This window comes from Thiohalocapsa marina, from assembly GCF_008632335.1.
GTDB classification, from domain to species: domain Bacteria; phylum Pseudomonadota; class Gammaproteobacteria; order Chromatiales; family Chromatiaceae; genus Thiohalocapsa; species Thiohalocapsa marina.
Genome location: NZ_VWXX01000005.1, coordinates 36,461 through 59,085 on the forward strand (window position 1 = coordinate 36,461; position 22,625 = coordinate 59,085).

At 66.4% G+C, this 22,625-nt stretch carries 29 protein-coding genes, 4 tRNA genes and 1 pseudogene; 20 read left to right on the forward strand and 14 right to left on the reverse strand.

The window, feature by feature from the left end; genetic code table 11:
- Positions 1 to 110: 110 nt before the first annotated feature.
- The 11 genes and pseudogenes from F2Q65_RS05300 to F2Q65_RS05350 all read right to left on the reverse strand — a co-directional run bounded on the left by F2Q65_RS05300 (position 111) and on the right by F2Q65_RS05350 (position 3,749).
- Positions 111 to 539, reverse strand: coding sequence for a type II toxin-antitoxin system VapC family toxin (locus F2Q65_RS05300; RefSeq protein ID WP_150091167.1), 429 nt, complete (start codon positions 537 to 539; stop codon positions 111 to 113).
- A complete protein-coding gene (locus F2Q65_RS05305) occupies positions 536 to 778 on the reverse strand; it encodes a FitA-like ribbon-helix-helix domain-containing protein (RefSeq protein ID WP_150091460.1) in 243 nt (80 codons plus the stop codon). The genes F2Q65_RS05300 and F2Q65_RS05305 overlap by 4 nt, the downstream gene beginning before the upstream one ends.
- 5 nt (positions 779 to 783) lie before the next feature.
- Positions 784 to 912, reverse strand: a pseudogene (locus tag F2Q65_RS20380) (hypothetical protein); the annotation flags it as partial.
- A gap of 26 nt (positions 913 to 938) precedes the next feature.
- Positions 939 to 1,014: transfer RNA gene (locus F2Q65_RS05315), tRNA-Lys, on the reverse strand.
- Positions 1,015 to 1,077: 63 nt separating this feature from the next.
- Positions 1,078 to 1,153, reverse strand: a tRNA-His gene (locus tag F2Q65_RS05320).
- An 86-nt stretch (positions 1,154 to 1,239) separates the two neighbouring features.
- A tRNA-Arg gene (locus F2Q65_RS05325) sits at positions 1,240 to 1,316 on the reverse strand.
- A 126-nt stretch (positions 1,317 to 1,442) separates the two neighbouring features.
- Positions 1,443 to 1,519 (reverse strand) — tRNA-Pro (locus tag F2Q65_RS05330).
- A 90-nt stretch (positions 1,520 to 1,609) separates the two neighbouring features.
- Complete coding sequence (locus F2Q65_RS05335; RefSeq protein ID WP_150091169.1) at positions 1,610 to 1,966, reverse strand: nucleotide pyrophosphohydrolase; 357 nt, start codon at positions 1,964 to 1,966, stop codon at positions 1,610 to 1,612.
- A 10-nt stretch (positions 1,967 to 1,976) separates the two neighbouring features.
- A complete protein-coding gene (locus F2Q65_RS05340; protein ID WP_150091170.1) occupies positions 1,977 to 2,189 on the reverse strand; it encodes a hypothetical protein in 213 nt (70 codons plus the stop codon).
- A 34-nt stretch (positions 2,190 to 2,223) separates the two neighbouring features.
- Complete coding sequence (locus F2Q65_RS05345) at positions 2,224 to 2,529, reverse strand: DUF4342 domain-containing protein (protein WP_150091172.1); 306 nt, start codon at positions 2,527 to 2,529, stop codon at positions 2,224 to 2,226.
- 173 nt (positions 2,530 to 2,702) lie between these two features.
- Positions 2,703 to 3,749 carry a serine/threonine protein kinase gene (locus F2Q65_RS05350; protein WP_150091174.1) on the reverse strand — a complete coding sequence of 349 codons (1,047 nt, stop codon included), beginning with the start codon at positions 3,747 to 3,749 and terminating at the stop codon, positions 2,703 to 2,705.
- A 76-nt stretch (positions 3,750 to 3,825) separates the two neighbouring features.
- Between F2Q65_RS05350 and F2Q65_RS05355 the strand changes: the two genes are divergently transcribed.
- The 10 genes from F2Q65_RS05355 to F2Q65_RS05400 all read left to right on the forward strand — a co-directional run bounded on the left by F2Q65_RS05355 (position 3,826) and on the right by F2Q65_RS05400 (position 13,319).
- Positions 3,826 to 4,371, forward strand: a complete 546-nt coding sequence (locus F2Q65_RS05355) for a C40 family peptidase (protein WP_150091176.1) — start codon at positions 3,826 to 3,828, stop codon at positions 4,369 to 4,371.
- Positions 4,372 to 4,692: 321 nt separating this feature from the next.
- Positions 4,693 to 5,049 (forward strand): high-potential iron-sulfur protein, encoded by a 357-nt coding sequence (locus F2Q65_RS05360; RefSeq protein ID WP_150091178.1) that lies wholly within the window; start codon positions 4,693 to 4,695, stop codon positions 5,047 to 5,049.
- A gap of 365 nt (positions 5,050 to 5,414) precedes the next feature.
- Positions 5,415 to 6,191, forward strand: coding sequence for a hypothetical protein (locus F2Q65_RS05365; RefSeq protein ID WP_150091180.1), 777 nt, complete (start codon positions 5,415 to 5,417; stop codon positions 6,189 to 6,191).
- Between the two features lie 22 nt (positions 6,192 to 6,213).
- Positions 6,214 to 6,846, forward strand: coding sequence for a 23S rRNA (uridine(2552)-2'-O)-methyltransferase RlmE (gene rlmE, locus F2Q65_RS05370; RefSeq protein ID WP_246155985.1), 633 nt, complete (start codon positions 6,214 to 6,216; stop codon positions 6,844 to 6,846).
- A 45-nt stretch (positions 6,847 to 6,891) separates the two neighbouring features.
- The gene (gene ftsH / locus F2Q65_RS05375; protein ID WP_211353958.1) at positions 6,892 to 8,835 is read left to right on the forward strand and encodes an ATP-dependent zinc metalloprotease FtsH; all 1,944 of its coding nucleotides are present in this window, start codon (positions 6,892 to 6,894) and stop codon (positions 8,833 to 8,835) included.
- Positions 8,836 to 8,923: 88 nt separating this feature from the next.
- Positions 8,924 to 9,751: a dihydropteroate synthase gene (folP, locus tag F2Q65_RS05380; RefSeq protein WP_150091186.1), complete on the forward strand. Its 828-nt coding sequence runs from the start codon at positions 8,924 to 8,926 to the stop codon at positions 9,749 to 9,751.
- A gap of 14 nt (positions 9,752 to 9,765) precedes the next feature.
- Complete coding sequence (gene glmM, locus F2Q65_RS05385) at positions 9,766 to 11,142, forward strand: phosphoglucosamine mutase (protein WP_246155987.1); 1,377 nt, start codon at positions 9,766 to 9,768, stop codon at positions 11,140 to 11,142.
- A gap of 36 nt (positions 11,143 to 11,178) precedes the next feature.
- Positions 11,179 to 12,567: a sodium-dependent transporter gene (locus tag F2Q65_RS05390; protein ID WP_150091190.1), complete on the forward strand. Its 1,389-nt coding sequence runs from the start codon at positions 11,179 to 11,181 to the stop codon at positions 12,565 to 12,567.
- A gap of 1 nt (position 12,568) precedes the next feature.
- Complete coding sequence (locus tag F2Q65_RS05395; protein ID WP_150091192.1) at positions 12,569 to 13,003, forward strand: type II toxin-antitoxin system RatA family toxin; 435 nt, start codon at positions 12,569 to 12,571, stop codon at positions 13,001 to 13,003.
- A complete protein-coding gene (locus F2Q65_RS05400; RefSeq protein WP_150091194.1) occupies positions 12,993 to 13,319 on the forward strand; it encodes an RnfH family protein in 327 nt (108 codons plus the stop codon). The genes F2Q65_RS05395 and F2Q65_RS05400 overlap by 11 nt, the downstream gene beginning before the upstream one ends.
- Before the next feature lie 91 nt (positions 13,320 to 13,410).
- On the opposite strand, the gene F2Q65_RS05405 is transcribed toward F2Q65_RS05400, so the two are convergent.
- Positions 13,411 to 13,896, reverse strand: coding sequence for an outer membrane protein assembly factor BamE (locus tag F2Q65_RS05405; RefSeq protein ID WP_246155989.1), 486 nt, complete (start codon positions 13,894 to 13,896; stop codon positions 13,411 to 13,413).
- 89 nt (positions 13,897 to 13,985) lie between these two features.
- Here F2Q65_RS05405 and fur point away from each other — a divergent pair, with 89 nt between their 5' ends.
- The 8 genes from fur to F2Q65_RS05445 all read left to right on the forward strand — a co-directional run bounded on the left by fur (position 13,986) and on the right by F2Q65_RS05445 (position 20,184).
- Complete coding sequence (gene fur / locus F2Q65_RS05410) at positions 13,986 to 14,417, forward strand: ferric iron uptake transcriptional regulator (protein ID WP_150091196.1); 432 nt, start codon at positions 13,986 to 13,988, stop codon at positions 14,415 to 14,417.
- Positions 14,414 to 14,920 carry a L,D-transpeptidase family protein gene (locus F2Q65_RS05415; RefSeq protein ID WP_211353959.1) on the forward strand — a complete coding sequence of 169 codons (507 nt, stop codon included), beginning with the start codon at positions 14,414 to 14,416 and terminating at the stop codon, positions 14,918 to 14,920. The genes fur and F2Q65_RS05415 overlap by 4 nt, the downstream gene beginning before the upstream one ends.
- A 10-nt stretch (positions 14,921 to 14,930) precedes the next feature.
- Positions 14,931 to 15,851, forward strand: a complete 921-nt coding sequence (gene nikB / locus F2Q65_RS05420) for a nickel ABC transporter permease (RefSeq protein ID WP_150091198.1) — start codon at positions 14,931 to 14,933, stop codon at positions 15,849 to 15,851.
- Between the two features lie 7 nt (positions 15,852 to 15,858).
- Positions 15,859 to 16,671, forward strand: a complete 813-nt coding sequence (locus tag F2Q65_RS05425) for an ABC transporter permease (protein ID WP_246155991.1) — start codon at positions 15,859 to 15,861, stop codon at positions 16,669 to 16,671.
- Between the two features lie 70 nt (positions 16,672 to 16,741).
- Positions 16,742 to 17,782, forward strand: coding sequence for a beta-N-acetylhexosaminidase (gene nagZ / locus F2Q65_RS05430; RefSeq protein ID WP_150091200.1), 1,041 nt, complete (start codon positions 16,742 to 16,744; stop codon positions 17,780 to 17,782).
- A 56-nt stretch (positions 17,783 to 17,838) separates the two neighbouring features.
- The gene (locus F2Q65_RS05435; RefSeq protein ID WP_150091202.1) at positions 17,839 to 18,399 is read left to right on the forward strand and encodes a hypoxanthine-guanine phosphoribosyltransferase; all 561 of its coding nucleotides are present in this window, start codon (positions 17,839 to 17,841) and stop codon (positions 18,397 to 18,399) included.
- Positions 18,400 to 18,644: 245 nt separating this feature from the next.
- A complete protein-coding gene (locus F2Q65_RS05440) occupies positions 18,645 to 19,088 on the forward strand; it encodes a hemerythrin domain-containing protein (RefSeq protein ID WP_150091204.1) in 444 nt (147 codons plus the stop codon).
- Positions 19,089 to 19,431: 343 nt separating this feature from the next.
- Positions 19,432 to 20,184: an S-methyl-5'-thioinosine phosphorylase gene (locus F2Q65_RS05445; protein WP_150091206.1), complete on the forward strand. Its 753-nt coding sequence runs from the start codon at positions 19,432 to 19,434 to the stop codon at positions 20,182 to 20,184.
- Positions 20,185 to 20,734: 550 nt separating this feature from the next.
- On the opposite strand, the gene F2Q65_RS05450 is transcribed toward F2Q65_RS05445, so the two are convergent.
- Complete coding sequence (locus F2Q65_RS05450) at positions 20,735 to 21,127, reverse strand: hypothetical protein (protein WP_150091207.1); 393 nt, start codon at positions 21,125 to 21,127, stop codon at positions 20,735 to 20,737.
- Between F2Q65_RS05450 and F2Q65_RS05455 the strand changes: the two genes are divergently transcribed.
- Together F2Q65_RS05455 and F2Q65_RS05460 are read left to right on the forward strand one after the other, a co-directional pair.
- Positions 21,117 to 21,296 (forward strand): hypothetical protein, encoded by a 180-nt coding sequence (locus F2Q65_RS05455; RefSeq protein WP_150091209.1) that lies wholly within the window; start codon positions 21,117 to 21,119, stop codon positions 21,294 to 21,296. The genes F2Q65_RS05450 and F2Q65_RS05455 overlap by 11 nt on opposite strands.
- 190 nt (positions 21,297 to 21,486) lie before the next feature.
- Entirely contained in the window at positions 21,487 to 21,999 is a 513-nt protein-coding gene (locus tag F2Q65_RS05460; RefSeq protein ID WP_170265550.1) for a lasso peptide biosynthesis protein, read from the forward strand.
- Positions 22,000 to 22,022: 23 nt separating this feature from the next.
- On the opposite strand, the gene F2Q65_RS05465 is transcribed toward F2Q65_RS05460, so the two are convergent.
- A complete protein-coding gene (locus F2Q65_RS05465) occupies positions 22,023 to 22,616 on the reverse strand; it encodes a Maf family protein (RefSeq protein WP_150091213.1) in 594 nt (197 codons plus the stop codon).
- Between the last annotated feature and the right edge of the window lie 9 nt (positions 22,617 to 22,625).

A 22,625-nucleotide genomic window follows, 5' to 3' on the forward strand; every position in this document is an offset into this window, starting at 1 on the left:
CGCGGGCGCCGGCCTCGGCCGCATCGCGGGCCGCGATGACGGTGCGTTCGAGTTGATTGCGCGGGGGTCTGGCGAGGCTGTCCATCCTGTGTCGAGTCCTGTGCCGGGTTTCAGTGTGTTGTCGCGTCTCCGGGCGGCGCTTCGGGATCGGCGTTCAATGCCCGCGCAATCCTCGGAAAGGCCTTGAGCACGCGCTTGTCCGCCGTGAAGAGCGGAACCTGGAGCGCCTCGGCAACGGCGACAAACTCGCAATCATAGGCAGAGCATCCACTGGTGGCGGCCAGCGGGAGGACCCGGGTGGAGCGTACGCTGAATTCGCGTCCGGCCAGCAACTGCTCGGCCCGGTCCTGAATGCGCAAGGCGGCGTTCAGGTCCAGCAGTTCCTTGCGCAGACAGGTCAGCAGCACATTGCGGAACTCCGAACGCCACAACTGCGGCGCGCACCAGTGCGGATCACGCCGGTAGAGCGACTCCGCCTCGTCGGTGCGCGGTGTGGGCAACAGCAGGTAGGCGAGGATTTTGGTATCGACGACGATCATGGTCGCCCCGTGTCGATCGCCGTCTGAATCGCGTCCGGATCCAGCACAGGCAGCGCCAGTTGCCCGCGCAATGCGCGGATTTCGGCAAGTTGACCTTCGGCATCCAGCGGGCGGCTCAGCAGGGCCTGCTCCAGCGTGGCGATCAATTCGCCATTGAGACTGCGATGGTGCGCGGCGGCATTGGCCTTGAGTTGTTCGTAGAGGCTGTCGGGAATGTTCTTGATGGTTAACGCAGGCATGGTTGTCACCAGATTGGTTGCTCAACGGTTGCCATCATCGGACTGTCGCCTCTCGCGGTCAATGCCAGGCCCCGGCTAGAATCACCTACCTGCGCACCCTCGGGAGTGTGCCACGGGCAAAAAAAAAGGCCTACCGTTTCCGGTAAGCCTCTGTTTTACTTGGTGGGCCGTCTAGGATTCGAACCTAGGACCAATGGATTAAGAGTCCACTGCTCTACCAGCTGAGCTAACGGCCCGTCAACCTGTGTTGCATGGACAGGATATTCCATGCACCTGTCGCATGTTCTTCTGTGGCATATTGGGGTGGACGATGGGAATCGAACCCACGACCACAGGTGCCACAAACCTGCGCTCTACCAACTGAGCTACGTCCACCATTAACATCGTCTGCAGACTTTCGCAACCGCTACGGCTGCGAAAGCCCGGATTCCAGCGTTATCGGGCGCTGGCCCGATAGTACGTGGCACGCCCGGCAGGACTCGAACCTGCGACCCACGGCTTAGAAGGCCGTTGCTCTATCCAGCTGAGCTACGGGCGCTTGACGCGTGTTGTCGGTACTATCCCCGCAGGCCACATTCTGTGACGAACCAGGATAACCCGAACATCGCGGGCAGCGCGCCCGGGCAGGGGAACCACCTCCCGTGCCTGTGCTGTCTGGCAGCGTTGGTCGGGGTAGAGGGATTCGAACCCCCGACATCCTGCTCCCAAAGCAGGCGCGCTACCAGACTGCGCTATACCCCGATGCGGGACTTGTCTTCAGTCCCGGACCGAAGACCGCGAAGAATACAGGCCCATGCCGGATGTGTCAATGCCGTGATGACCGATCGGCGGTCAGCGCTCGTACTCGGCGGCGCGGCGTGCATCACCGCGGACCCGATCCACCGGGTAGCGCTGTTCGTTGATGGCGATCTTCTCTTCGGTGGCGGCGATCAGATCCACGTCGAGCCGCTCGGCCAGGCGGATCAGGTAACTCAGGATGTCGGCAAGTTCGTGCGCGACGGCGCGCGTCTTTTCCGGACCGAGGCTGGCACTTTGTTGCTCGGTGAGCCACTGGAAATGCTCCAACAACTCGCCGGCTTCGCCCGCCAGGGCCATGGCCAGATTCTTCGGCGACTGGAATTGTTCCCAGTCGCGCTCGCGGGCGAACTTGAGCAGTCTGCCGTTGAGCGCGTCGAGGCTGTCCGGCATCGGTAGCGGTCTACTCAGCCGCCGCCTCGGAGCCGGCTTCCGCTTCTGACTCGGGCTCCGCCGCAGCCTTGGCCGCAGACAGTGTGATCAGGCCCTGGGCGAGCAGGACGGCGGCCTTGTCATCGCCGTTGACCCAGGTCTTGGTCTTGCTGTCCTTGACCGCGTAGCGACCGGAGTGCTTCTTGTAGATGACGTGGGTGTCGGTCTTCTTGACCTGTTCCATTCTAGGGATTCCTCGTTGTAATTGGTTGGGTGAATCAGCGCGGGCGATGGTCCCGCTCGTCGAACTCGGTATCCAGCCGCTCGATGTCGACCTCGAACTTGGCGACCAGTGCTGCGATGGCGCCGACTGCGGCGAGAATGGGTGCGAACAGCGTGACCACGCCGCCGACGGCGAAGCCGGCGGTGAGCGGTACGTCGAGCAGCTGCGCGCCGTTGGGGCGGCGAATCACCAGGCGCCGCACACTGCCGTCGGCGATCAGGCCCTTGACGAACTGAACCAGTTCGCCGCCGGCCACGGTGACCCGTTCTGTGATGGTGCGACTGTGCTGATCTGGGTTCATGGGCTCGGTTCCGGTTCTGTCTGTGGTCTGCCCGGGACGGTCTGGGTTCAGTCTGGACCGGGCTTAAGTGGCGCTATGGGGTGCAATATACCGAAAAGCGCCGCTTTGCCGCCATCCCCGGCGTCCATGCACGGTAACGGCCGGGTGAGCAGATGGCGGGATACCGTGTCGGCTCAGCGGTTGAAGCCCAGCGGCAGGGGCCCCTCCTGCATGGCGGCGATCTGCTCACGCAGGGCCAGAATGTGGTCCTGCCAGAAGCGCTGGGTGTCGAACCAGGGGAAGGCCACCGGAAAGGCGGGGTCGTTCCAGCGGCGGGCGAGCCAGGCGGCATAATGGATCTGACGCAGGGTGCGCAGGGCCTCCACCAGATGCAGTTCGCGGTTGTCGAAGGGGCGGAATTGCTCGTAGCCGGTGAGGACGTGGTCGAGCTGCAGGGCCATTTCGTCGCGTTCGCCGGACAGCAGCATCCACAGGTCCTGGATGGCCGGGCCGGTGACGGCGTCGTCCAGGTCGACGATATGGGCGCCTTCGTCGGTCCAGAGGATGTTGCCGCGGTGACAGTCGCCGTGCAGCCGGAGACTGGCGATGCCGCCGGCGCGCGCGAAGGCGGCGCGGACCTCGCTGAGCGCATGCTCGATGACGCCGCGATAGGCCGGTCGCAGCTCCGCCGGCAGCCAGTCGTTGTCCAGCAGCCAGGCGCTGGCGTCGGCGCCGAGGCGCTCGATGCTCAGGCCCGGACGTGCGTGGAACGCGCTGCAGGCGCCCACCAGATGCAGGCGCCCGAGCAGCAGGCCGATGCGTTCGAGCACCTCGGGGTCGTCCAGTGCCGGATCCCGGCCGCCGCGGCGTGGGCTGACGGAGAAGCGGAAGGTTCCGAACCGCTGCAGGGTGGTGCCGGCGATCTCCAGCGGTGGGATCACCGGGATCTCGCGCCGGGACAGTTCCAGCGCAAAGGCGTGCTCCTCCAGGATGGCGGCATCGGACCAGCGCCCGCTGCGGTAGAACTTGGCCACCAGTGGCGGGCCGTCGTCGATACCCACCTGATAGACGCGGTTCTCGTAGCTGTTTAAGGCCAGCAGGTGTCCGTCCGGGAGGAAACCGATGGACTCGACGGCGTCGAGCACCCGGTCCGGCGTCAGCGTGGCGAACGGGGTGGCGGACGCATCGGTGTCGGTCGCTTCCGGCTCCGTGTTTGGCTCCGATGCGGGAGCCGGGTTCATGCGGCCCTCGTCTTGACACGAATTCGGCATGGCGCTATCACTGGTGTTACGGGATGTTGCAACGGGCATATGAACAATGACCTCAAGCACCCACGGCTGTTCCCGGTGGCGCCCGGTTGTTCGGTCAGGCATTCGCCCGATCCTGCTGGCCGCGGTACTTCCGGCAGCGCTGCTGGTACAGGGCTGTGCCGGCCATGGGGGCGGATATTACTACGCCGGCGGCGAGCGATTCGATCTGCGCGGATTGCACAAGCAGCGCGCGCAGGTGGTCAAGGCAGGGCTGTCGCAGCTCGGCACGCCCTACGCCTACGGCGGTTCAGAGCCCGGCCGGGCCCTGGATTGCAGTGGTCTGACCCAATATGCGCACCATGCCGGCGGGTTGAAGATTCCACGCATGGCCGCGGCGCAGCAGGGGGCGGCAAAGCGGCTGCGACGTCGGCCCATGCCCGGTGATCTGGTTTTCTTCAAGACCGGACCGAGTCAGTACCATGTGGGGCTGATGGTGGACGAGCGGCGCTTCGTGCATGCGTCGACCTCACGCCGGCAGGTACGGCTGGCCAGCCTGGACAACCGCTACTGGCGCGAGCGCTACCAGGGCGCCGGCAGCTACCTGCGGCGCTGAGGCAATCTGCGGCGGGCGGCCAGTGAAAGGATATGCAACCTCCTGGCGCTTCGGTTGTCACATCTCCCCGAGCCCAGGACGTATCGCCGCAGTTTGTTTCGCGCCGGGGTATTTCGCCCGGGGGTCTCTTGGCCTGGGGCGTGTTGCCAGGGCGCGATCCGTCAAGGTGCGGCTTGCGAGGCTCGCCTTTTGCGCTATCATCATGCACAATGCCCGCGTTGCCGGGGCGGTGCATCCCCTCGGTTTCCGAACCGAGTCATGCCGGTCGAGGCGGACCGCTTCGACCGCATTCCTTCCAAGTAGTGATTAGGAGTCGACAGAATGTCCGATAAGCCGATGAACAAGAGCCGTCGTGATGCCGTGAAGCTGGTGCTGGGTGGTCTGGCCACCGTGCCGCTGATGAACCTTGTCGGCATGGCTGCCGCGCAGGCGGAAGAGCTGCCGCACGTCGATCCTGCCACCGATCCGACCGCCCAGGCCCTGAAGTACTCCGAAGACGCCACCCAGGCGGATCGCGCCGGCGCTGCGCGTCCGGGCAAGGCACCGGAAGAGCAGTTCTGCAGCAACTGTCAGTTCGTGCTGGCCGACTCCGGCGCATGGCGTCCGTGCAGCCTGTTCCCGGGCAAGGCCGTCAGCGAGAACGGCTGGTGCGCCTCCTGGACCCTCAAGGCCGGCTGATCGCCGATCGGCGCGATTGAGCGCTGAGCACCCCGTACCACGCGGGCCCTCGCCCGCGTGGTGTTGCTGATGCTGAAACCCGCGCCCGCGCTTGAGCTCGTAACCTCGGCCGCCCTCGGCAATCAGTCACCGGCACCATTTCACCGACTGCTCACTTCCGCGAGCCTGTTGCCGCATCCCGTACTGCTGGGCGCGCCTCCACCGCTTACTCCAGCTGCCTTCTGCCACCTGCGACGACTCGTCACCCGCCTGCCGTTCGGGGTATCATTTCCGCTTACCCTCGAAGGTTTCCAGTTCCATCCCTGAGCCATTGCGCATCCCGCTGACACGGCGATCCCGTTGTCGCGCCGATGCCCCGAGCACCCATGACCACTGTTGTATCGCCTCGCGTCTCTCCTGTCCTAGTTCGTGCCGCCGTCTGGAGCCTGTTCGGCGCCATCTATGCCCCATTGTTCATCGTACTGCGCGAGCTCCTGGCGCCCATGGGGGCGCCACAGGCGTTCGTGCTGGCAGCAGGGGCGGCCGGAGGCATCGGTGCAACCTTCTATGGCTCGCGCCAACTGGCCCTCACCGCCAGCGTGGTAGGTATCGCCAGCGGAGCCTTGGTGCTGGGGGTGTTCGGGCATCAGGCATCCCCCTGGCTGCTGGCGGCGGTTGCGCTGGTGCTGGGGCTGCTGGCCGGGGCGGCGGTGGACTTCCCGCACCGCTGCACGGCCAATGTCGGCCTCAAGTTCCTGGTGGGTGGCGGGGTCGCTTCGGCCGCGGCCATGGCGCTGGTGGGGCTGGACCGGCTGCTGGGCCTTGTGTTGCCCGTGGCCGCGCTGGTGGCCTTCCTGGTTTCCATCACCGGGGTGCTCTACGTCAGCGGCATGCACGTCCTCGCGCAGCGGGGGCCGCAGTTGCGCGGGCGGTTCTGCAGCCTGGTGGAGGGGGCGGTGATCGCGCTGATTGCGCTGTTGGTGGCGAACAGCCTGGCCGGCTTTGCCGGTCTGCTGGCGGAGGGCCCCGCCGGTCCCATGACCCACGCCCTCGCACTGTCGGCGGAGCTGTTGCCGTTCGCGCTGCTCGGCGGCATGCTCGCGGGCGCTGTCACTGGCGGCCTGCTGGAGCTGTTCGAGTTCGGCTGGGTCGATCAGCTTTGAGCGTATCCTGCAGGAGTCACCTTTGAGCGCATCACGCAGGAGCAAGAGCAGCCGGCGCTGGCTGGATCGGCACGTCAATGACGACTACGTGCACCGGGCGCGCGCCGAGGGCTACCGCTCTCGCGCCGCTTACAAGTTGCTGGAATTGCAGCAGCGCGATGCGCTGCTGCGCCCGGGCATGACGGTGGTCGACCTGGGTGCCGCCCCCGGGGGCTGGTCGCAGGTGGCGGCCACTCTGGTCGGGAAAAGGGGCCGGATCATCGCCATGGACCTGCTGGCGATGGACCCGATCGACGGGGTCGAGTTCATCCAGGCGGATTTTCGTGAGGACGCGGCGCTGGCGCAGCTGCACCAGCTGCTGGACGGACAGGCGGTGGACCTTGTGCTTTCGGACATGGCCCCAAATGTTTCGGGCATGAAGGCCGTGGACCAGCCACGCTCCATCTATCTGGTGGAACTGGCACTGGACTTCGCGGCGTCGACCCTGAAACCCGGCGGCTGCCTCGCGGTCAAAGCGTTCCATGGCGAGGGCTTCGACGATCTGGTCAGAACGCTACGCAGCCGCTTCGAGCGGGTGGTCAGCCGCAAGCCGAAGGCCTCCCGGCCACAGAGCCGGGAGACATATCTGGTGGCAAAAGGTTTCCGGGTCGGTTAAGTTCGGGGACATCGATAAACAAGAGAGGCCGATGCCGTGAGCGACATGGCGAAAAATCTGATTCTTTGGGTGGTCATCGCGATCGTGCTGATGTCCGTCTTCAACAACTTCACCGCGACCCAGACCGCGCCGCGCACGCTGTCGTACTCCGATTTCATCGAGCAGGTACGCCAGGGCCAGGTCAAGGAGGTCACGGTTCAGGGGCGCACCATCGAGGGCGTCAACGAGAACGGCCAGCGCTTCACCACCTACAGCCCCGGTGACGACGGGCTGGTGGGTGATCTGCTGAATAACAACGTCGAGATCAAGGCCGCACCGCCGGAGAAGCCCTCGGTGCTGATGCAGATCCTGATCAACTGGTTCCCGTTGTTCATCCTGATCGGCCTGTGGATCTTCTTCATGCGCCAGATGCAGGGCGGGGCAGGTGGCCGCGGCGCCATGTCCTTCGCCAAGAGCCGCGCGCGCATGCTCAGCGAGGACCAGGTGAAGGTCACCTTCGCCGACATGGCCGGCGCCGAGGAGGCCAAGGAAGAGGTGGTCGAGGTCGTCGACTTCCTGAAGGATCCGTCCAAGTTCCAGAAGCTCGGCGGCAAGATCCCCAAGGGTGTACTGATGGTCGGACCGCCCGGCACCGGCAAGACGCTGTTGGCCCGAGCCATTGCCGGCGAGGCCAAGGTGCCGTTCTTCACCATTTCAGGATCCGACTTCGTCGAGATGTTCGTCGGCGTTGGCGCGTCGCGGGTGCGCGACATGTTCGAGCAGGCCAAGAAGCACGCGCCCTGCATCATCTTCATCGACGAGATCGACGCCGTCGGCCGTCATCGTGGTGCCGGCCTTGGCGGCGGTCACGACGAACGTGAGCAGACCCTGAACCAGTTGCTGGTGGAGATGGACGGCTTCGAGGGCAACGAGGGCGTCATCGTCATTGCCGCCACCAACCGTCCGGACGTGCTCGACCCGGCGCTGCTGCGTCCGGGCCGATTCGACCGCCAGGTGGTGGTGCCGCTGCCGGACGTGCGCGGGCGCGAGCAGATCCTGAAGGTGCATATGCGCAAGGTGCCCACCGCGGAGGACGTGATCGCATCCGTCATCGCCCGCGGCACCCCCGGCTTCTCCGGCGCCGATCTGGCCAACTTGGTCAACGAGGCCGCCCTGTTCGCCGCCCGCGCCAACAAGCGGCTGGTGGACATGGAGGACCTGGAAAAGGCCAAGGACAAGATCATGATGGGTACCGAGCGGCGCTCCATGGTCATGTCCGACGAGGAGAAACGCCTGACTGCCTACCACGAGTCCGGCCACGCCATCGTCGGCCGCCTGGTGCCGCAGCACGATCCGGTGCACAAGGTCAGCATCATCCCCCGCGGCCGCGCGCTGGGCGTGACCCTGTTCCTGCCCGAGGACGATCGCTTCAGCTACAGCAAGCAGCGGCTGGAGAGTTCCATCTCCAGCCTGTTCGGCGGGCGCATCGCCGAGGAGCTGATCTTCGGCGTGGACATGGTCACCACCGGTGCGTCAAACGACATCCAGCGCGCCACCGAGATCGCCCGCAACATGGTCACCCGCTGGGGGCTGTCGGACAAGCTGGGGCCGCTGACCTACAGCGAGGACGAGCAGGAGGTCTTCCTGGGCCATTCGGTGACCCAGCACAAATCGGTCTCCGACGAGACCTCGCACCTGATCGACAAGGAAGTCCGCAATGTCATCGACCGCAACTACGAGCGGGCGAAGACAATCCTGGTCGAGCACATGGACAAGCTGCATGCCATGGCCGATGCGCTGATCAAGTACGAGACCATCGATGCCGACCAGATCAGCGACATCATGGAAGGACGCGACCCCAGGCCGCCCAAGCAGTGGAGCAGCGATGCCTCCTCGCCCCCGGGCAGCGGTGGTGAAGCGCCGGTCACGGACAAACCGGCCAGCGTCGGGGACAGCAAGACGTCGGACGGCACTGCGGGCCCGATCGGCGGCCCTGCCGGCGAGCATTGATCGTGTTTGTGATGTCCATTCCATGCCACGGCTTCGCCCAGGTCCCGGGCCCAGGTAACGGTAGCGCCGCCCGGTGCAGGCGCTGCCCATGCGGCTAGACTGCGGGGGGCGGTCACTGGACCTGACCGTCCCCCGGGTCATGGGGATCCTCAACGTGACCCCCGACTCCTTCTCGGACGGGGGTCGTTTTTTTGCCCCCGACAAGGCCCTTCGCCAGGTGGAGCAGATGCTCCGGGACGGCGCCGATCTGATCGACATCGGCGGCGAGTCCACCCGGCCCGGCTCCGAACCGGTGTCGGCGGAGGAGGAATGTCGGCGGGTGGTCCCGATGGTCTCGGCCATCGTCGCGCGCTTCGATGTGCCGGTCTCGGTGGATACCTCGAAGCCGGCGGTGATGCGCGCCGCCGCGGATGCCGGGGCCGGCCTCATCAACGACGTGTGCGCGTTGCGCGAACCCGGCGCCCTGGCCGCCGCGGCGCAGACCGGCCTGCCGGTGTGCCTGATGCACATGCAGGGGCGCCCGCGCGACATGCAACAGCAACCCCGCTACGATGATGTGCTGGCCGAGGTGCACGCGTTCCTCGCCCAGCGTCTGCAGGCCTGCGAGGCGGTCGGCATTCCTCGCGACCGGTTGATCGTGGATCCGGGCTTTGGTTTCGGCAAGTCACTGTCGCATAATCTGGCGCTTCTGGCCGGACTCGAGTCGTTTTCGGCCTTCGGTGTACCGATCCTTGCCGGACTGTCGCGCAAGTCGATGCTGGGCGCCATCACCGGGCGCGAGGTGGGCGACCGTGTCGCTGCCAGTGTCGCGGCGGCCCTGCTGGCGGCGCAACGCGGGGCGCAGATCCTGCGGGTGCACGATGTCGGTCCGACGGTCGACGCGCTGCGCGTGTGGGCGGCCGTGTCCGCTGTATGAAAGGGAGCGATCAGTTGGAACGCAGGTATTTTGGCACGGATGGTATCCGCGGGCGGGTCGGTGATCCGACCATCAGCCCGGATTTCGTGGTCAAGCTGGGCTGGGCGGCGGGACGCGTACTCGGCAACGGCCATGGCGGCAAGGTCCTGATCGGCAAGGACACCCGCATCTCGGGCTACATGTTCGAGTCGGCGCTTGAGGCGGGCTTGGTGGCTGCCGGCATGGACATCCGCCTGCTCGGGCCGATGCCGACCCCGGCGGTGGCCTATCTCACGCGCACCTTTCGCGCCGTGGCGGGGATCGTGATCACCGCCTCGCATAACCCCTACGACGACAACGGCATCAAGTTCTTCTCCGCTGACGGTGACAAGCTGCCAGATGCGGTGGAACTGGCCATCGAGGCGGAACTCGAGCAGCCGCTCAAGACAGTGGAGGCGGCCCGGCTGGGCAAGGCGCAGCGGGTCGAGGACGCCTCCGGCCGCTACATCGAATTCTGCAAGAACAGCGTCCCGGCGAGCCTGTCGTTGGCCGGACTGAAGCTGGTGGTCGATTGCGCCAATGGCGCCACCTACCATGTCGCACCCCATGTCTTCGAGGAACTCGGAGCCAGGGTGGTGCGCATCGCCGTGTCGCCGGACGGGCTCAACATCAACCGCGACGTCGGTTCCACCAAGCCCCACTCCCTGGCGGCAAAGGTGCTGGAGGAGGGTGCGGACCTGGGCATCGCCTTCGACGGCGACGGTGATCGGCTGATGATGGTGGACGCCACCGGCCGGGTGGTGGACGGCGATGCGTTGCTCTACATCATCGCCCGCGCGCGCCAGGCCGCCGGCCATCTTCGCGGACCGGTGGTCGGCACCCTGATGAGTAACCTGGGGCTGGAACTGGCCTTGCGTGGGCTCGGTATCGGTTTCGAGCGCACCAAGGTGGGCGACCGTTACATCATGGAGCGGCTGAAGCAGATCGACGGCGTCCTTGGCGGCGAACCCTCGGGGCACATCATCTGTCGGGACCGTACTTCCACCGGCGATGGTATCGTGGCGGCACTTCAGGTGCTGGCGGCACTGGCCGAGGCCCACCAGAGTCTGGCCGACGCCTGCAGCGAGGTGGCGCACTATCCGCAGGTCCTGATCAATGTGCGCCTGCGGCAGCGGATGGATCCGATGACCCTGCCCGCCGTGCGCGATGCGGTGCAGCAGGCCGAGGGGGAACTGGGCACCCAGGGCCGCGTGCTGTTGCGGCCATCCGGCACCGAGCCGGTGATGCGCGTCATGGTGGAGGGTGTGGACGGATCCCAGGTGCAGCGCCTGGCAGAAGCGCTGGCCGACACCGTCCGCGCGGAGGTGGGGGCCCAGGCCGCCCCGGAGCAGGCGGACCAAGGCCAGGCCTGAAACCCGAATCAGGCAGAGGGATAGAGAGACCGATCGATGTCAACTACGACCTCCATCCATGGCATGTGGTCATCGCGCCTGGCCTTCATCCTCGCGGCGACGGGTTCCGCGGTGGGGCTCGGCAACATCTGGCGTTTTCCGTACACTGCGGGTGAGTATGGCGGTGGCGCCTTCGTGCTCATCTATCTGGCCTGTGTGGCCGCCATCGGTCTGCCCATCATGATGGCGGAGATCATGCTCGGTCGTCGCGGTCGGCAGAGCCCGATCAACACCATGCGCACGCTGGCGAAACAGGAGGGGGCAGCCCCCGTCTGGCGTGTGCTGGGCTGGATGGGCATCGTCTCGGGGGTGCTGATCCTGTCGTTCTACAGCGTCATCGCCGGCTGGACCATGGCCTATGTGTTCCGTGCCGGCGGCGGTCTGTTCTCGGGCATGGATGGGGAGGCGGCCGGCGCGATGTTCGATGCCCTGGTGGCAGACCCCGAGCGCCTGCTGGCCTGGCACAGCATCTTCATGGCCATGTGCGTGCTGGTGGTGGCGCGCGGTGTCGCCAGCGGGCTGGAGCGGGCGGTGCGTATCCTGATGCCGGCGTTGTTCGTGCTGCTGGTGGCGATGGTGATCTATGCCGCCCAGGCGGGTGATTTCAGCGCCGGTCTCAAGTACATGTTCCAGCCGGATTTCGCCGAGTTGGGCGCTCATGCGGGCGAGGCGGTGCTGAGCGCCATGGGCCAGGCCTTCTTCAGTCTCAGCCTGGGCATGGGCGCCATCATGATCTACGGCTCCTACCTGAACAGCCAGGCGTCCATCGGCCAGAACGCCTTGATCATCGCCGTCATGGACACCCTGGTGGCCCTGCTGGCGGGGCTGGCGATCTTTCCGATCGTGTTTGCCCAGGGGCTGGAGCCCGGCAGCGGACCGGGCCTGATCTTCCAGACCCTGCCCATTGCCTTCGGGCAGATGCCCGGCGGGGCCTTCTTCGGCGTGCTGTTCTTCGTGCTGCTGGTATTCGCCGCCTGGACTTCGGCCATCTCGTTGCTGGAGCCGGTGGTGGCGTTGCTGGTGGAGAGCCTCGGCTTCAGCCGGGTGCGTGCAGCCATCCTGTCCGGCATCGGTATCTGGCTGCTGGGCATCGCCTGTCTGTTATCGCTCAACGTCTGGTCCGGCGTGACCCTGTTCGGCAAAGGCTTTCTGGACCTGTTCGATTACGTCACCGCCAACGTGCTGCTGCCGTTGGGCGGGCTGATGATCGCGCTGTTCGCCGGCTGGGTAATGCGCCGCGCGGCGTCGCAGGACGAGCTGGGGCTAGGGGAGACGTCGCGGGCGTATCGTCTCTGGCGACTGCTGATCCGCTATGTCGCCCCGGTGGCGGTGGTGCTGATCTTTCTGCACGCCATTGGATTATTCAAGAAATTCGGGTTGATTTGACGTGCCAGTAGTAAAGAAAACGGCCCTGGTGCGGCATTCGGCGGAACAGATGTTCCAGCTGGTAGCCGACGTCGAGGGCTATCCCAAATTCCTGCCCTGGTGCCAGTCCACCGAACTGCTGTCGCGCACGGACGAGAAGCTGTGCGGCCGCATCGAGGTGGCCCGGCTCGGGATACGCCAGGTCTTCTCCACCTGCAACCTCATCGACCCGCCGCACCGGATGCAGATCGATCTGATGGACGGCCCGTTTCGCAAGCTGACCGGGGCCTGGCACTTCAGGTCCCTGCGGGCGGATGCCTGCAAGGTGGAGCTGGAACTGGACTTCGAGTTTTCCGGCCGACTGATCGACAAGGCCTTCGGCGGCGTCTTCGGTCAGATTGCCAACTCCCTGGTGGACGCCTTCTGCAAGCGCGCCGACGAGATCTATGGCGACTGATGCGACGACCAGTGCGCCGTCACGGGTGACGGTAGAGGTGGCCTATGCCCGCCAGCGGCAGCAGGCGTTGCTGCCGGTATCGGCACTGCCAGGGCTGACGGTGGCTGAGGCGATCGCCCGTTCGGGGATCCAGCAGCGGTTCCCGGAGATCGACCTCAGGGTGAACAAGGTGGGTATCTTCGGCAAGGTGGTGACACTCGACCAGGTGCTGCAGGACGGCGATCGCGTCGAGATCTATCCGCCCCTCATCGCCGATCCGAAGCAGGTACGGAAACAACGCGCCGCCGGCACCACCCGCGCCGATGCAAAAGGCTGAGCCCGCGCCTGCAGACTGGCTCCCGGACTGGTTTCCAGATGAGCAGGCACGGGTCATTCCCGCGCCGCGGCCCGTGCTGCGACGGCAACGGCTAGTCGTCGGCACCGACGCCGATGGTGTTCAGGGCCCGGTTGATCAGGCCGCGGTTGTCCTTCCAGTCCGGCACCGTGATGACGATTTCGCGTTCCTCTTCGGCGGCCAGGGCGCGGGCGGGATCGGGCTCGATCCAGCCGTCGATCTTCGTCAGGGTGTCGCCGTCGAAATAGAGCGTCAGGCGTTTGCTCTGCATGGGTTCGTGACCACGGCGGATGGTGTAGATGTAGTCCCAGCGGTCGGTATGGAACATGTCCGCAAGCATTGGCGTGCCAAGCAGATAGCGCACCTGGCTCCTGGACATGCCCAGCTGCACCTGATCGACCATGTCTTCCGTCAGGATGTTGCCTTGCTGCACGGTCATCTTGTAAACAAAGGGTAGCTCGGCCAGCATCGGGCTGCGGTACGGGTCCTTTTCCTTGCGGGCGCAGCCGGTTGGCGCCACAAGCGCGAGGACGACGAGGGAGAGTAGGAGCGTTCGCATCGGTTTGTTCTAGTCTGGCCGGGCAGCGTAAAACGCCCTATCTTACAGCAGTCGCCGACACCGATTCACCGACGAGGCATCGAGCAGAGATGGATAGTCAGCAAATCAAGCAGGCGGGACTGAAGGTGACCGTCCCGCGGGTCAAGATCCTGAACGTGCTGGAGACCAGCGCACAACGCCATCTGAGCGCCGAAGATGTCTACAAGCAACTGCTGTCGGCGGGCGAGGAGATCGGCCTGGCCACCGTGTATCGGGTACTGACTCAGTTCGAGGGGGCAGGGCTGGTCTGCCGGCACCATTTCGAGGGTGGGCAGTCGGTGTTCGAGCTGGATCGCGGCGGCCACCACGACCATCTGGTCTGCATGAAGTGCGGCAAGGTGGTTGAGTTTTTCGATCAGGTCATCGAGGACCGGCAACGGGCCATCGCCACAGAACAGGGCTTTACCCTGGAAGACCACTCGCTGGTGATCTACGGGGTCTGTCCGGACTGCCAGCACGCGCGTTCGGGACGGCGTGGGTGAGCAGCTGCGGCAGCGCTCCGGCGCAGCCCTGCCGGATCGAGATCGACCTGGGTTTGCAGCAACTGGTGCTGTGTCGGCCCGGCCTGGCGCCGTCAGTCTACCCGGTATCGACCGCCAGGAACGGCCCCGGCGAGCGCCTGGGCAGCGGCTGCACGCCGCGGGGGGCGCACCGGGTGCGCCTGAAGATCGGCCAGGGGTGCGCCGTCGGCAGTGTGTTCCGCGCCCGGCGCTGGACCGGTGAGGTCTACTCCGCCGCGCTGGCCGAGCGGCATCCCGGGCGGGACTGGATATTGACGCGCATCCTCTGGCTCACTGGTCTGGAGGCGGGCCGTAACCGCGGCGGCCAGGTGGATACCCTGCGTCGGTACATCTACATCCACGGCTGCCCCCCCGACACGCCCATGGGCGAACCCGGCTCGAAAGGCTGCATCCGCATGCGCGATCCGGATCTGATCGAACTGTTCGATCAGGTGTCGGCGGGCACCCCGGTGGACATCCGCTGAAGGATCCGCAGTGAGCGTGCGTCTGTTGTCGCGGCTCGGTTCGGCGGCCTTGGTGCTGTTCGGCGTCTGCACGCTGGTGTTCCTGCTGATCCACCTGGTGCCGGGAGATCCGGTGGAGGCCATGCTGGGCGAGAGTGCGCGCCCGGCGGATCGCGAGGCGCTGCGACAGGCCCTGGGCCTGGACCTGCCGCTGGCGCAGCAATACCGGAACTATCTCGCCGGGCTGGCGCGGCTGGATCTGGGGCACTCGCTGCTGGACCAGCGCCCGGTGGCGGCGGTGCTGGCCGAACGGTTGCCGGCAACGGTGCAGCTGGCGGTGACCGCCCTGTTGCTGGCCCTGCTGCTGGCCATCCCACTGGGGGTGCTGGCGGCGCGCAAGCGCGGCACCGGGGTCGATGCCGGTGCCATGCTGTTTTCGCTGGTGGGTGTGTCGATGCCGAACTTCTGGCTCGGCCCGTTGCTGATCCTGCTGTTCTCCCTCTGGCTGGGCTGGCTCCCGGTCAGCGGCAGCGATCAGCCGGGCAGCCTGGTGTTGCCGGCGGTGACCCTGGGCACGGCCCTGGCGGCGATCCTGGCGCGCATGGTGCGGGCGAGCGTGCTGGAGGTCCTGCAGGAGGACTACATCCGCACGGCGCGGGCCAAGGGGCTGTCGGAGTCGGCGCTGCTGTGGCGCCATGCGCTCAGAAACGCCCTGTTACCGGTGCTGACCCTGGTGGGACTGCAACTGGGGGCGTTGCTGGGCGGTGCCGTGATCACCGAGACGGTGTTCGGCTGGCCCGGGTTGGGCAGCCTGCTGGTGGAGTCCATCCAGGCGCGGGACTATCCCGTGGTGCAGGGCTGCGTGCTGCTGATCAGCGTGGTGTATGTCGCCGTGAATACCGCCACCGATCTGGCCTACACCCTGGCCGATCCGCGCATCGGGGTCGGCTGAGGCTGTGGTGCGTCGGCTGCAGCCTGTCCTGCCGGTGGCCGTGGTGGCCCTGTGGGCCCTGGTCGCCCTGCTGGGTCCCTGGCTGCCGTTGGCACCGGATCGCGTCGATCTGCCGCAGATCCTGGCGGCGCCGTCCGCGGCGCTGCCCCTGGGGGCGGATGATCTCGGGCGCCCGGTGCTGGATCGGCTGCTGAGCGGGGCGCGGACGGCGTTCGTCGTGGGTGTCGGCGTGGTGCTGGTGTCGGCCATCATCGGCGCCCTGCTGGGCGGCGCGGCGGGGTTCGCTGGCGGCTGGTTCGATCTGGTGGTAGTGCGGGTGATCGATGTCTTTCTCGCCTTTCCGGGCATCCTGCTGGCCATTGCGTTGGCGGGCATCCTGGGGCCGGGTCTGGGCAATGTGATCGTGGCGCTGTCCGTAGTCGGCTGGGTCGGCTACGCCCGACTGGCACGCGCCCAGATCCTGTCGCTGAAACAGCGCGAGCACGTCACGGCCGCGCGGGCGCTCGGTGTGGCATCGCCGCGCATCCTGCTGCGGCACCTGCTACCCCTGGCCCTGGCCCCTCTGGTGGTAGAGGCCACCTTCGGCATCGCCGCGGCGGTGATTGCCGAGGCGGGACTTTCGTTTCTGGGCCTGGGGGTGCAGCCCCCGGAGGCCTCCTGGGGCAGCATGATCCGCGACGGCGTCGGCTACATGCTGGTGGCCCCGCATCTGGTGCTGGCGCCCGGGCTGGCGGTGATGACCGTGGTGCTGGCGGTAAACCTGCTGGGCGATCGGCTGCGCGACCATCTGGACGTGCGATCGCTGCGGGTGGCGCAGTGAGCGGCGTCCGCTCCCGACGAGCGGGCCCGAGACCTCTGACACGACTTATGACCCACTCTGTATGACCCCCATGTCGATCAATCTCCCCCTCGGACCCATCATGCTGGACCTCGCCGGTACCGAACTGACCGCCGAAGACCGCGAACTCCTGTCCCATCCGGCCGTGGGAGGCGTGATCCTGTTCGCGCGCAATCACACCGATCCGGACCAGGTGCGGGCCCTGACCGGGGCCATTGCGGCAGTGCGGGACCCGGCGCTGCTGATCGCGGTGGACCAGGAGGGCGGGCGCGTGCAACGCTTCGATCAGGGCTTCACGCGGCTGCCGGCGCCGTCGCGTTTCGTCGAGCGCTACGCCCGGGAGCCGGAAGCGGCGCGCCACCTGGCAGCCAGTGCCGGATGGCTGATGGCCACCGAACTGGGCCAGGTGGGGGTCGATTTCAGCTTCGCCCCGGTGCTCGACATCGAGCAGGGGGTGAGCCGGGTGATCCGCGACCGCGCCTTCGGCACCGATGCCGACATGGTGGTGGACCTGGCCGGGGCCTGGATGGCGGGTGCCGCCGACGCGGGCATGGCCAGTTGCGGCAAGCATTTTCCCGGCCATGGTGGAGTGGTTGCCGATTCCCACGTGGAACTGCCCTACGACCACCGGCCACTGGCGGAACTGCAACAGCAGGACATGGTACCGTTTGCACGGATGATTGCGAACGGGCTGCCGGCACTGATGCCGTCGCATGTGATCTACACGGCGGTGGACGACAGGCCGGCGGGCTTTTCCCGGATCTGGCTGCAGGAGATCCTGCGCCACGGGCTCGGCTTCGATGGCATGCTCTTCAGCGACGACCTGGACATGGGGGCGGCCGCCGCCGGTGGCGGTTTTGGCGAGCGCACCCTGGCGGCCCTGGAGGCCGGCTGTGACATGGCCGTCATCTGCAACAACCGCGCCGGCGTCATCCAGGCGGTAGATACCCTGGGAGCGGACTACGCCAGTCTGGGGCCGGCCCCGGATCTGGCGCGGCGCACGGCGCGGATGGTGCGCCGGTCCCGCCCTGAGCCCGATCCGGCGCGGCGGCAGCAGGTGCTTGAGGCCCTGTCCGCGCTGGAGACCGAATGACCGTTTCGCCTTGAACGACCCTGATGTCGTGCCAAGGCCCCTGCAAGGAACGAACCATGAGCAAGATGACCCCGGAACAATTTCACGGCGTACGCCAGCGCATGGACCTGATCGCGGATCAGGCAGCGGTAGAGCGCGCCTTCGATGACATGGCCCAGGCGATCGAGCAGCGCTACGCGGACAAGGATCCGCTGCTGCTGTGCGTGGTGACCGGGGGCATTGTCACCGCCGGCCTGCTGCTGCCGCGGCTGGACATACAGCTACGCCTGGACTATGTGCATGCCAGCCGCTACCGCGGTGCTACCAGCGGCGGTGAACTGCACTGGCGCCACCGGCCGAGCGAGGCCATCCAGGGGGAGCACGTGCTGGTGGTGGACGATATCTTCGACGAAGGCTGCACCATGGCCGCCATTGTCGATGCCTGCGTCGCGGACGGCGCGGCCAGCGTGCAGAGCGTGGTGCTGGCACGCAAGGAGCGCGCGCACGCCACGGACTATCGGCCGGACATCATCGGCCTGACGGTTCCGGACCGCTACGTCATGGGCTACGGGCTCGACTACAAGAACTACTTCCGCAACGCCGCCGGCATCTACGCGGCGGCGGACGAGGATGTGTGATGGTGGCGGCAGGACTTCCTGCCCTGCGCGGGAGACATCTGTACTGGGTGTCTCCTTAAGTGATCGCTAAACTATTAATATTAATAGAATTTTTTTGACATCGCCATTCCGTTGCGATACCTTCGATGCTTGGTGAAGCAGGTCCAGACGACCTGCGCCTCGGGGACTGTCTCCCCGCCGTCATGATCATGACAACAAGCAGACGGCGGCTGTTGCGGTTTCCGCAGACGAGAGGGGAGGACGGAATGAATACGTTAGAGGGTTATCGCCACAGCCATTCGGAGTTGCGGCAGATGATCGACGACCTGCGCGCGATCATGACCGCGAATCAGCTCAAGATCCGCCCGAATGCCCGCATCGCCTATCAGCGCATGTGCGAGCTCGGGCAGAAGGTGAAGCAACACCTGGCAGAGGAAGACCGGCGGCTCTATCCCAATCTGCTGATCCATGAGGACCCGAAGGTCAAGTCCATCGCCTGGGGTTTCATCAGTGGCGAAAAGCCGTTGCGGCGGACCTTCGACGAGTACTACAAGCGCTGGCTGAAGCACTGCGATTTCAACTTCACCCCGGAGTTCCTGCAGGAGACCGACGAGCTATTCGACATGCTTGTGTGCCGCATCGAGCGCGAGGAACAGGTACTGTTGCCGAAGCTGGTCGAGATCGGCATGTTCCACGACGCCCGGGCCTGAGAGATCGACCACGTTCATCAGTTTTCGGCTACAACCCGCGCAGGCTGTAGACGAAAATTGATGCTCATTCGCTATAACGCCAAACTGCCCAGCGGTTCATTCCTGGCGGACCGCGACCGGCAATCTTCGACCACGCCTGAGCGTTCCCCGCACAACGGTGCGGCGAAGATCAATGCCCCTGCTTCACCTGCCCGTTGATCGTTCGGCCCATGTGCACGGCGGCGATGCGATTCGCCGGACGCCAGTCGCATGGCCGAAGGGAAGCGACTTGCCCGGTTTTTTTTCACCACCGCGCCGTCGGCTCCAGTAGAATATGGGGCCCTTGCAAGCTCCGAGGTGTTTCATGGGCCGATTGGCGATCATCGGCGGTTCCGGTTTCGCGTCGATGCCGGAGCTGGAGATTATCGAAGAACAGCATGCGCAGACCCCCTGGGGAGCGCCTTCAGCGCCACTGATGAAGGGGCGGCTGGGGGGCGCCGAGGTGCTCTTTCTGCCGCGGCATGGTCAGGGGCATAGCCTGCCGCCGCATCGTGTCAACTACCGCGCCAACATTCAGGCGCTGCATGACGCCGGCGCCGACCTGATCGTCGGCCTGGGTGCCGTCGGCGGCATCACCCCCAGTTACGGGCCGCTGACCATCTGCGTGCCGCAGCACATCATCGACTACACCCACGGGCGCGAGGCGAGCTTTCACGGCGATTCCGGTACCGAGGTGGTCCATGTGGATTTCAGCTGGCCCTATGATGCCGGCTTGAGGCAGGCGTTGCTCCAGGCCGCCGGCGCGACCAGTATCTCGGTGGTCGACGGTGGTACCTATGCCGTCACCCAGGGCCCCCGCCTGGAAACCGCCGCCGAGATCCGGCGCCTGGAGCGCGACGGATGCGACATCGTCGGCATGACGGCGATGCCGGAGGCGGTGCTGGCCAGGGAACTGGGTATCCGCTACGCCACTCTGGCATTCGTGGTGAACTGGGCGGCGGGCAAGAGCGACAGCGAGATCGGCATGGACGAGATCGTCGCAAACATCGCGCACTGTGGCGAAGATGTCATGCGGCTGCTCGCAACTGTGGCAGCGTCCCCACCGGCGATCTCATGATAATGCGGCCTGACTGCTTTGCGACCGCGTGCATGCCCCGTGTGTGCCTGGCTGGACGATGGAATGCGCGGCTGACGGCGCCCGCGGCCGAGCCATTCCCGAGAAGTGAAAACCCCCTGTGCGCAGGGTCGATAACGAGCATGGCTTCAGAGAGGTAAGCAACAATGGCCAAGAAAGCGACGGAAAACGATGCCGAGGCGGTGCCAGCCAAGACCAAGCTGGGGCTGATCCCGAAACTGATTCTCTGGGGACTGGTTCTCGCCTTCGCCTATCTGTACCTGGGGGCGATGAATCGCTCGCAGCCGACCGGCGACGCGTCGGCCCCAGGGGCTGACTCTTCGGCTCAGGGCACAACCCCGGCACGGGCCATTGTCAGCGAACCACCGCAGGTGGCCACAAGTCCCGCGGAGTCGGCCGCCCCCAAGGCACCTGCTGCTCCTGCTCCGGCGCCTGTTGCTGCTTCGACGTCGGCACCGGCACCCGAGGTCAGCAAGGCTGAGGCCGAGGCGTTCGCGCAGGCGGTGATGCGTGAGCAGCCGAAGCCAGAGCCTCAGACGGAGCCCCAAGTCGAGCCGGCAGCCAGACCCGCCGCCACCAAGGCGGACTCGAAGGCCGTGGCGGCCGCAGAAGCAACGCCCGCAGCCAATCCAGAGGCCGAACCAGAGCCGGTCTCGAAACCGGCAGCGCCGCCGGCACCCGTGGCCATGCCGGCTCGAGTATCGGCGCCAGTATCGGCGCCAGTATCGGCACCGGTACCAGCACCGGCACCGCAGGCCCCGGCCTCGAGAGCACCGTCTGCACCCGCCATGGCGGCACCCATGCCTCCGCGCATGCCTGCGGCACCGGCAGCCGTCCCGACCCGTCCGACGCCGCCGTCGATGCCGGCGCCGATGTCGACCCCGTCGGCCGCACCGGCCACCCCGGGCCAGTCCATGAGCGACATTCAGCGGATCCGCGAAGAGTACGAGGCCCTGCGTCGGCAGTCGATGGAAGAGGCGCGCGAGCGTTGGGAGCAGATGCAGCGGATGCGTCCGCCGATGCCGATGTCGCCCTACTATGCGCCTCCGGGCTACGGCAGCCCGTACCCCGAGGCCGCTCCCGCGCAACGATGAGGCCTTGACGGGCTCCGAGCCGCATTTGGCGCCCAGGAGGGCGGCACCTCCGAGGGCGCCGGGCCCGTGGAGCGCACGCGGAGAGCAACAGGGCACAGGCCGGTTGGTCCGGCCTGACTCCACGCCAGCTGGACCTCGAGGGTTCGTTGCGTTGCTGAAGTGGCGGTCGACACGGGATCTGTGCGCTGCATTGCGCGCAGCCTTACTCGTCGGGCTGGTGGTGGCGACGGATGCATCCGCCGACCCGGCGTTCGCGGGGCCTTCGCTCGTGATGACGGCCGGGGCGCTGGCAGGGCCGGTCGAACGGCTCGCGGTCCGCACCAAGCCGGCGGACTGGCAGGCACGTCGTTCCTGCCTCTATTACGCCCTCGCCGGCCAGTATCTGCTGGCGCGGGCCGGCATCGATGCCAGACTGCGGGTGGGCCAGGTGGTCTTTGCCCCGGGTACCGCGGCCGCGCACCGCATTCGTCCCCATGCCTGGCTGGAGACGCCCACCCACTTTATCGACTATGCCACCCTGCCGCGCTGGGGCATGGTCGTCATCATTCCCCGATCAAGGGTGGCCTATTCACCTGCCGACATTCAGCGGGGGCGCACCGGGGTGCTGGTCCGACACAGGCCGCCGGACGCGGACCTGCTGAGCCATCTGGCCGAGCACCGGACGCGCTTCAACCGGGGGCTGCGCCTGCTGCATGCGCGCTGAGGCCGCCTCGGCCGACATGCGGCTCACGGCTGTTGCAGTACCTCGACTCCTTCGCCGGCCAGCATGTCGATGAGGCGGATCAGCGGCAGGCCGATCAGTGCGTTGGGGTCGTCACCCTCCAGGCGCCGGAACAACGCGATGCCGAGCCCCTCGGACTTGAAGCTGCCGGCGCAGTTCAGCGGTTGTTCCCGGTCGACATAGGCGGCGATCTGCTGCGGCGTCAGTTGACGGAAATGGGCCTTAAAGGGCTCGCACAGGGCCTGCATGCGCCCGGTGGCGGCGTTGAGCAGGCAGAGTCCGGTGTGGAACACCGCGGTTTGTCCGGAGGCCTGTTGCAACTGGGCGATGGCGTTGGCGCGATCGCCGGGCTTGCCCAGCACCCGGCCGTTGATGCAGGCGACCTGATCGGAACCGATCACCAGGGCGTCGGGGTGCGATGCAGCGACAGCGCGCGCCTTGGACTGGGCCAGGCGCACCACCAGATCCGCTGGTGGCTCGTTCGGCAACGGGCTTTCGTCGACATCGGCGGCCACGGCGTCGAAGGCGAGTCCAAGGCGTTGCAGCAGTTCGCGTCGAAAGGGCGAACTGGAGGCAAGGATGAGTCTGCTCGGGGTCATGGGGTGTCA

What these genes read in the sequence shown, in the direction of transcription:
- F2Q65_RS05390 (WP_150091190.1), top strand. Translation starts at nt 11,179, where the DNA reads ATGTCAACTACGACCTCCATCCATGGCATGTGGTCATCGCGCCTGGCC.
- F2Q65_RS05345 (WP_150091172.1), bottom strand. Translation starts at nt 2,529, where the DNA reads ATGAACCCAGATCAGCACAGTCGCACCATCACAGAACGGGTCACCGTG.
- F2Q65_RS05435 (WP_150091202.1), top strand. Translation starts at nt 17,839, where the DNA reads ATGAGCAAGATGACCCCGGAACAATTTCACGGCGTACGCCAGCGCATG.
- F2Q65_RS05335 (WP_150091169.1), bottom strand. Translation starts at nt 1,966, where the DNA reads ATGCCGGACAGCCTCGACGCGCTCAACGGCAGACTGCTCAAGTTCGCC.
- F2Q65_RS05355 (WP_150091176.1), top strand. Translation starts at nt 3,826, where the DNA reads ATGACCTCAAGCACCCACGGCTGTTCCCGGTGGCGCCCGGTTGTTCGG.
- F2Q65_RS05455 (WP_150091209.1), top strand. Translation starts at nt 21,117, where the DNA reads ATGAGCGACATTCAGCGGATCCGCGAAGAGTACGAGGCCCTGCGTCGG.
- nagZ (WP_150091200.1), top strand. Translation starts at nt 16,742, where the DNA reads ATGTCGATCAATCTCCCCCTCGGACCCATCATGCTGGACCTCGCCGGT.
- F2Q65_RS05445 (WP_150091206.1), top strand. Translation starts at nt 19,432, where the DNA reads ATGGGCCGATTGGCGATCATCGGCGGTTCCGGTTTCGCGTCGATGCCG.
- F2Q65_RS05440 (WP_150091204.1), top strand. Translation starts at nt 18,645, where the DNA reads ATGAATACGTTAGAGGGTTATCGCCACAGCCATTCGGAGTTGCGGCAG.
- F2Q65_RS05465 (WP_150091213.1), bottom strand. Translation starts at nt 22,616, where the DNA reads ATGACCCCGAGCAGACTCATCCTTGCCTCCAGTTCGCCCTTTCGACGC.
- F2Q65_RS05450 (WP_150091207.1), bottom strand. Translation starts at nt 21,127, where the DNA reads ATGTCGCTCATGGACTGGCCCGGGGTGGCCGGTGCGGCCGACGGGGTC.
- fur (WP_150091196.1), top strand. Translation starts at nt 13,986, where the DNA reads ATGGATAGTCAGCAAATCAAGCAGGCGGGACTGAAGGTGACCGTCCCG.
- F2Q65_RS05340 (WP_150091170.1), bottom strand. Translation starts at nt 2,189, where the DNA reads ATGGAACAGGTCAAGAAGACCGACACCCACGTCATCTACAAGAAGCAC.
- F2Q65_RS05350 (WP_150091174.1), bottom strand. Translation starts at nt 3,749, where the DNA reads ATGAACCCGGCTCCCGCATCGGAGCCAAACACGGAGCCGGAAGCGACC.
- F2Q65_RS05405 (WP_246155989.1), bottom strand. Translation starts at nt 13,896, where the DNA reads ATGCGAACGCTCCTACTCTCCCTCGTCGTCCTCGCGCTTGTGGCGCCA.
- F2Q65_RS05360 (WP_150091178.1), top strand. Translation starts at nt 4,693, where the DNA reads ATGTCCGATAAGCCGATGAACAAGAGCCGTCGTGATGCCGTGAAGCTG.
- F2Q65_RS05365 (WP_150091180.1), top strand. Translation starts at nt 5,415, where the DNA reads ATGACCACTGTTGTATCGCCTCGCGTCTCTCCTGTCCTAGTTCGTGCC.
- folP (WP_150091186.1), top strand. Translation starts at nt 8,924, where the DNA reads ATGCGGCTAGACTGCGGGGGGCGGTCACTGGACCTGACCGTCCCCCGG.
- ftsH (WP_211353958.1), top strand. Translation starts at nt 6,892, where the DNA reads ATGGCGAAAAATCTGATTCTTTGGGTGGTCATCGCGATCGTGCTGATG.
- F2Q65_RS05300 (WP_150091167.1), bottom strand. Translation starts at nt 539, where the DNA reads ATGATCGTCGTCGATACCAAAATCCTCGCCTACCTGCTGTTGCCCACA.
- F2Q65_RS05400 (WP_150091194.1), top strand. Translation starts at nt 12,993, where the DNA reads ATGGCGACTGATGCGACGACCAGTGCGCCGTCACGGGTGACGGTAGAG.
- F2Q65_RS05305 (WP_150091460.1), bottom strand. Translation starts at nt 778, where the DNA reads ATGCCTGCGTTAACCATCAAGAACATTCCCGACAGCCTCTACGAACAA.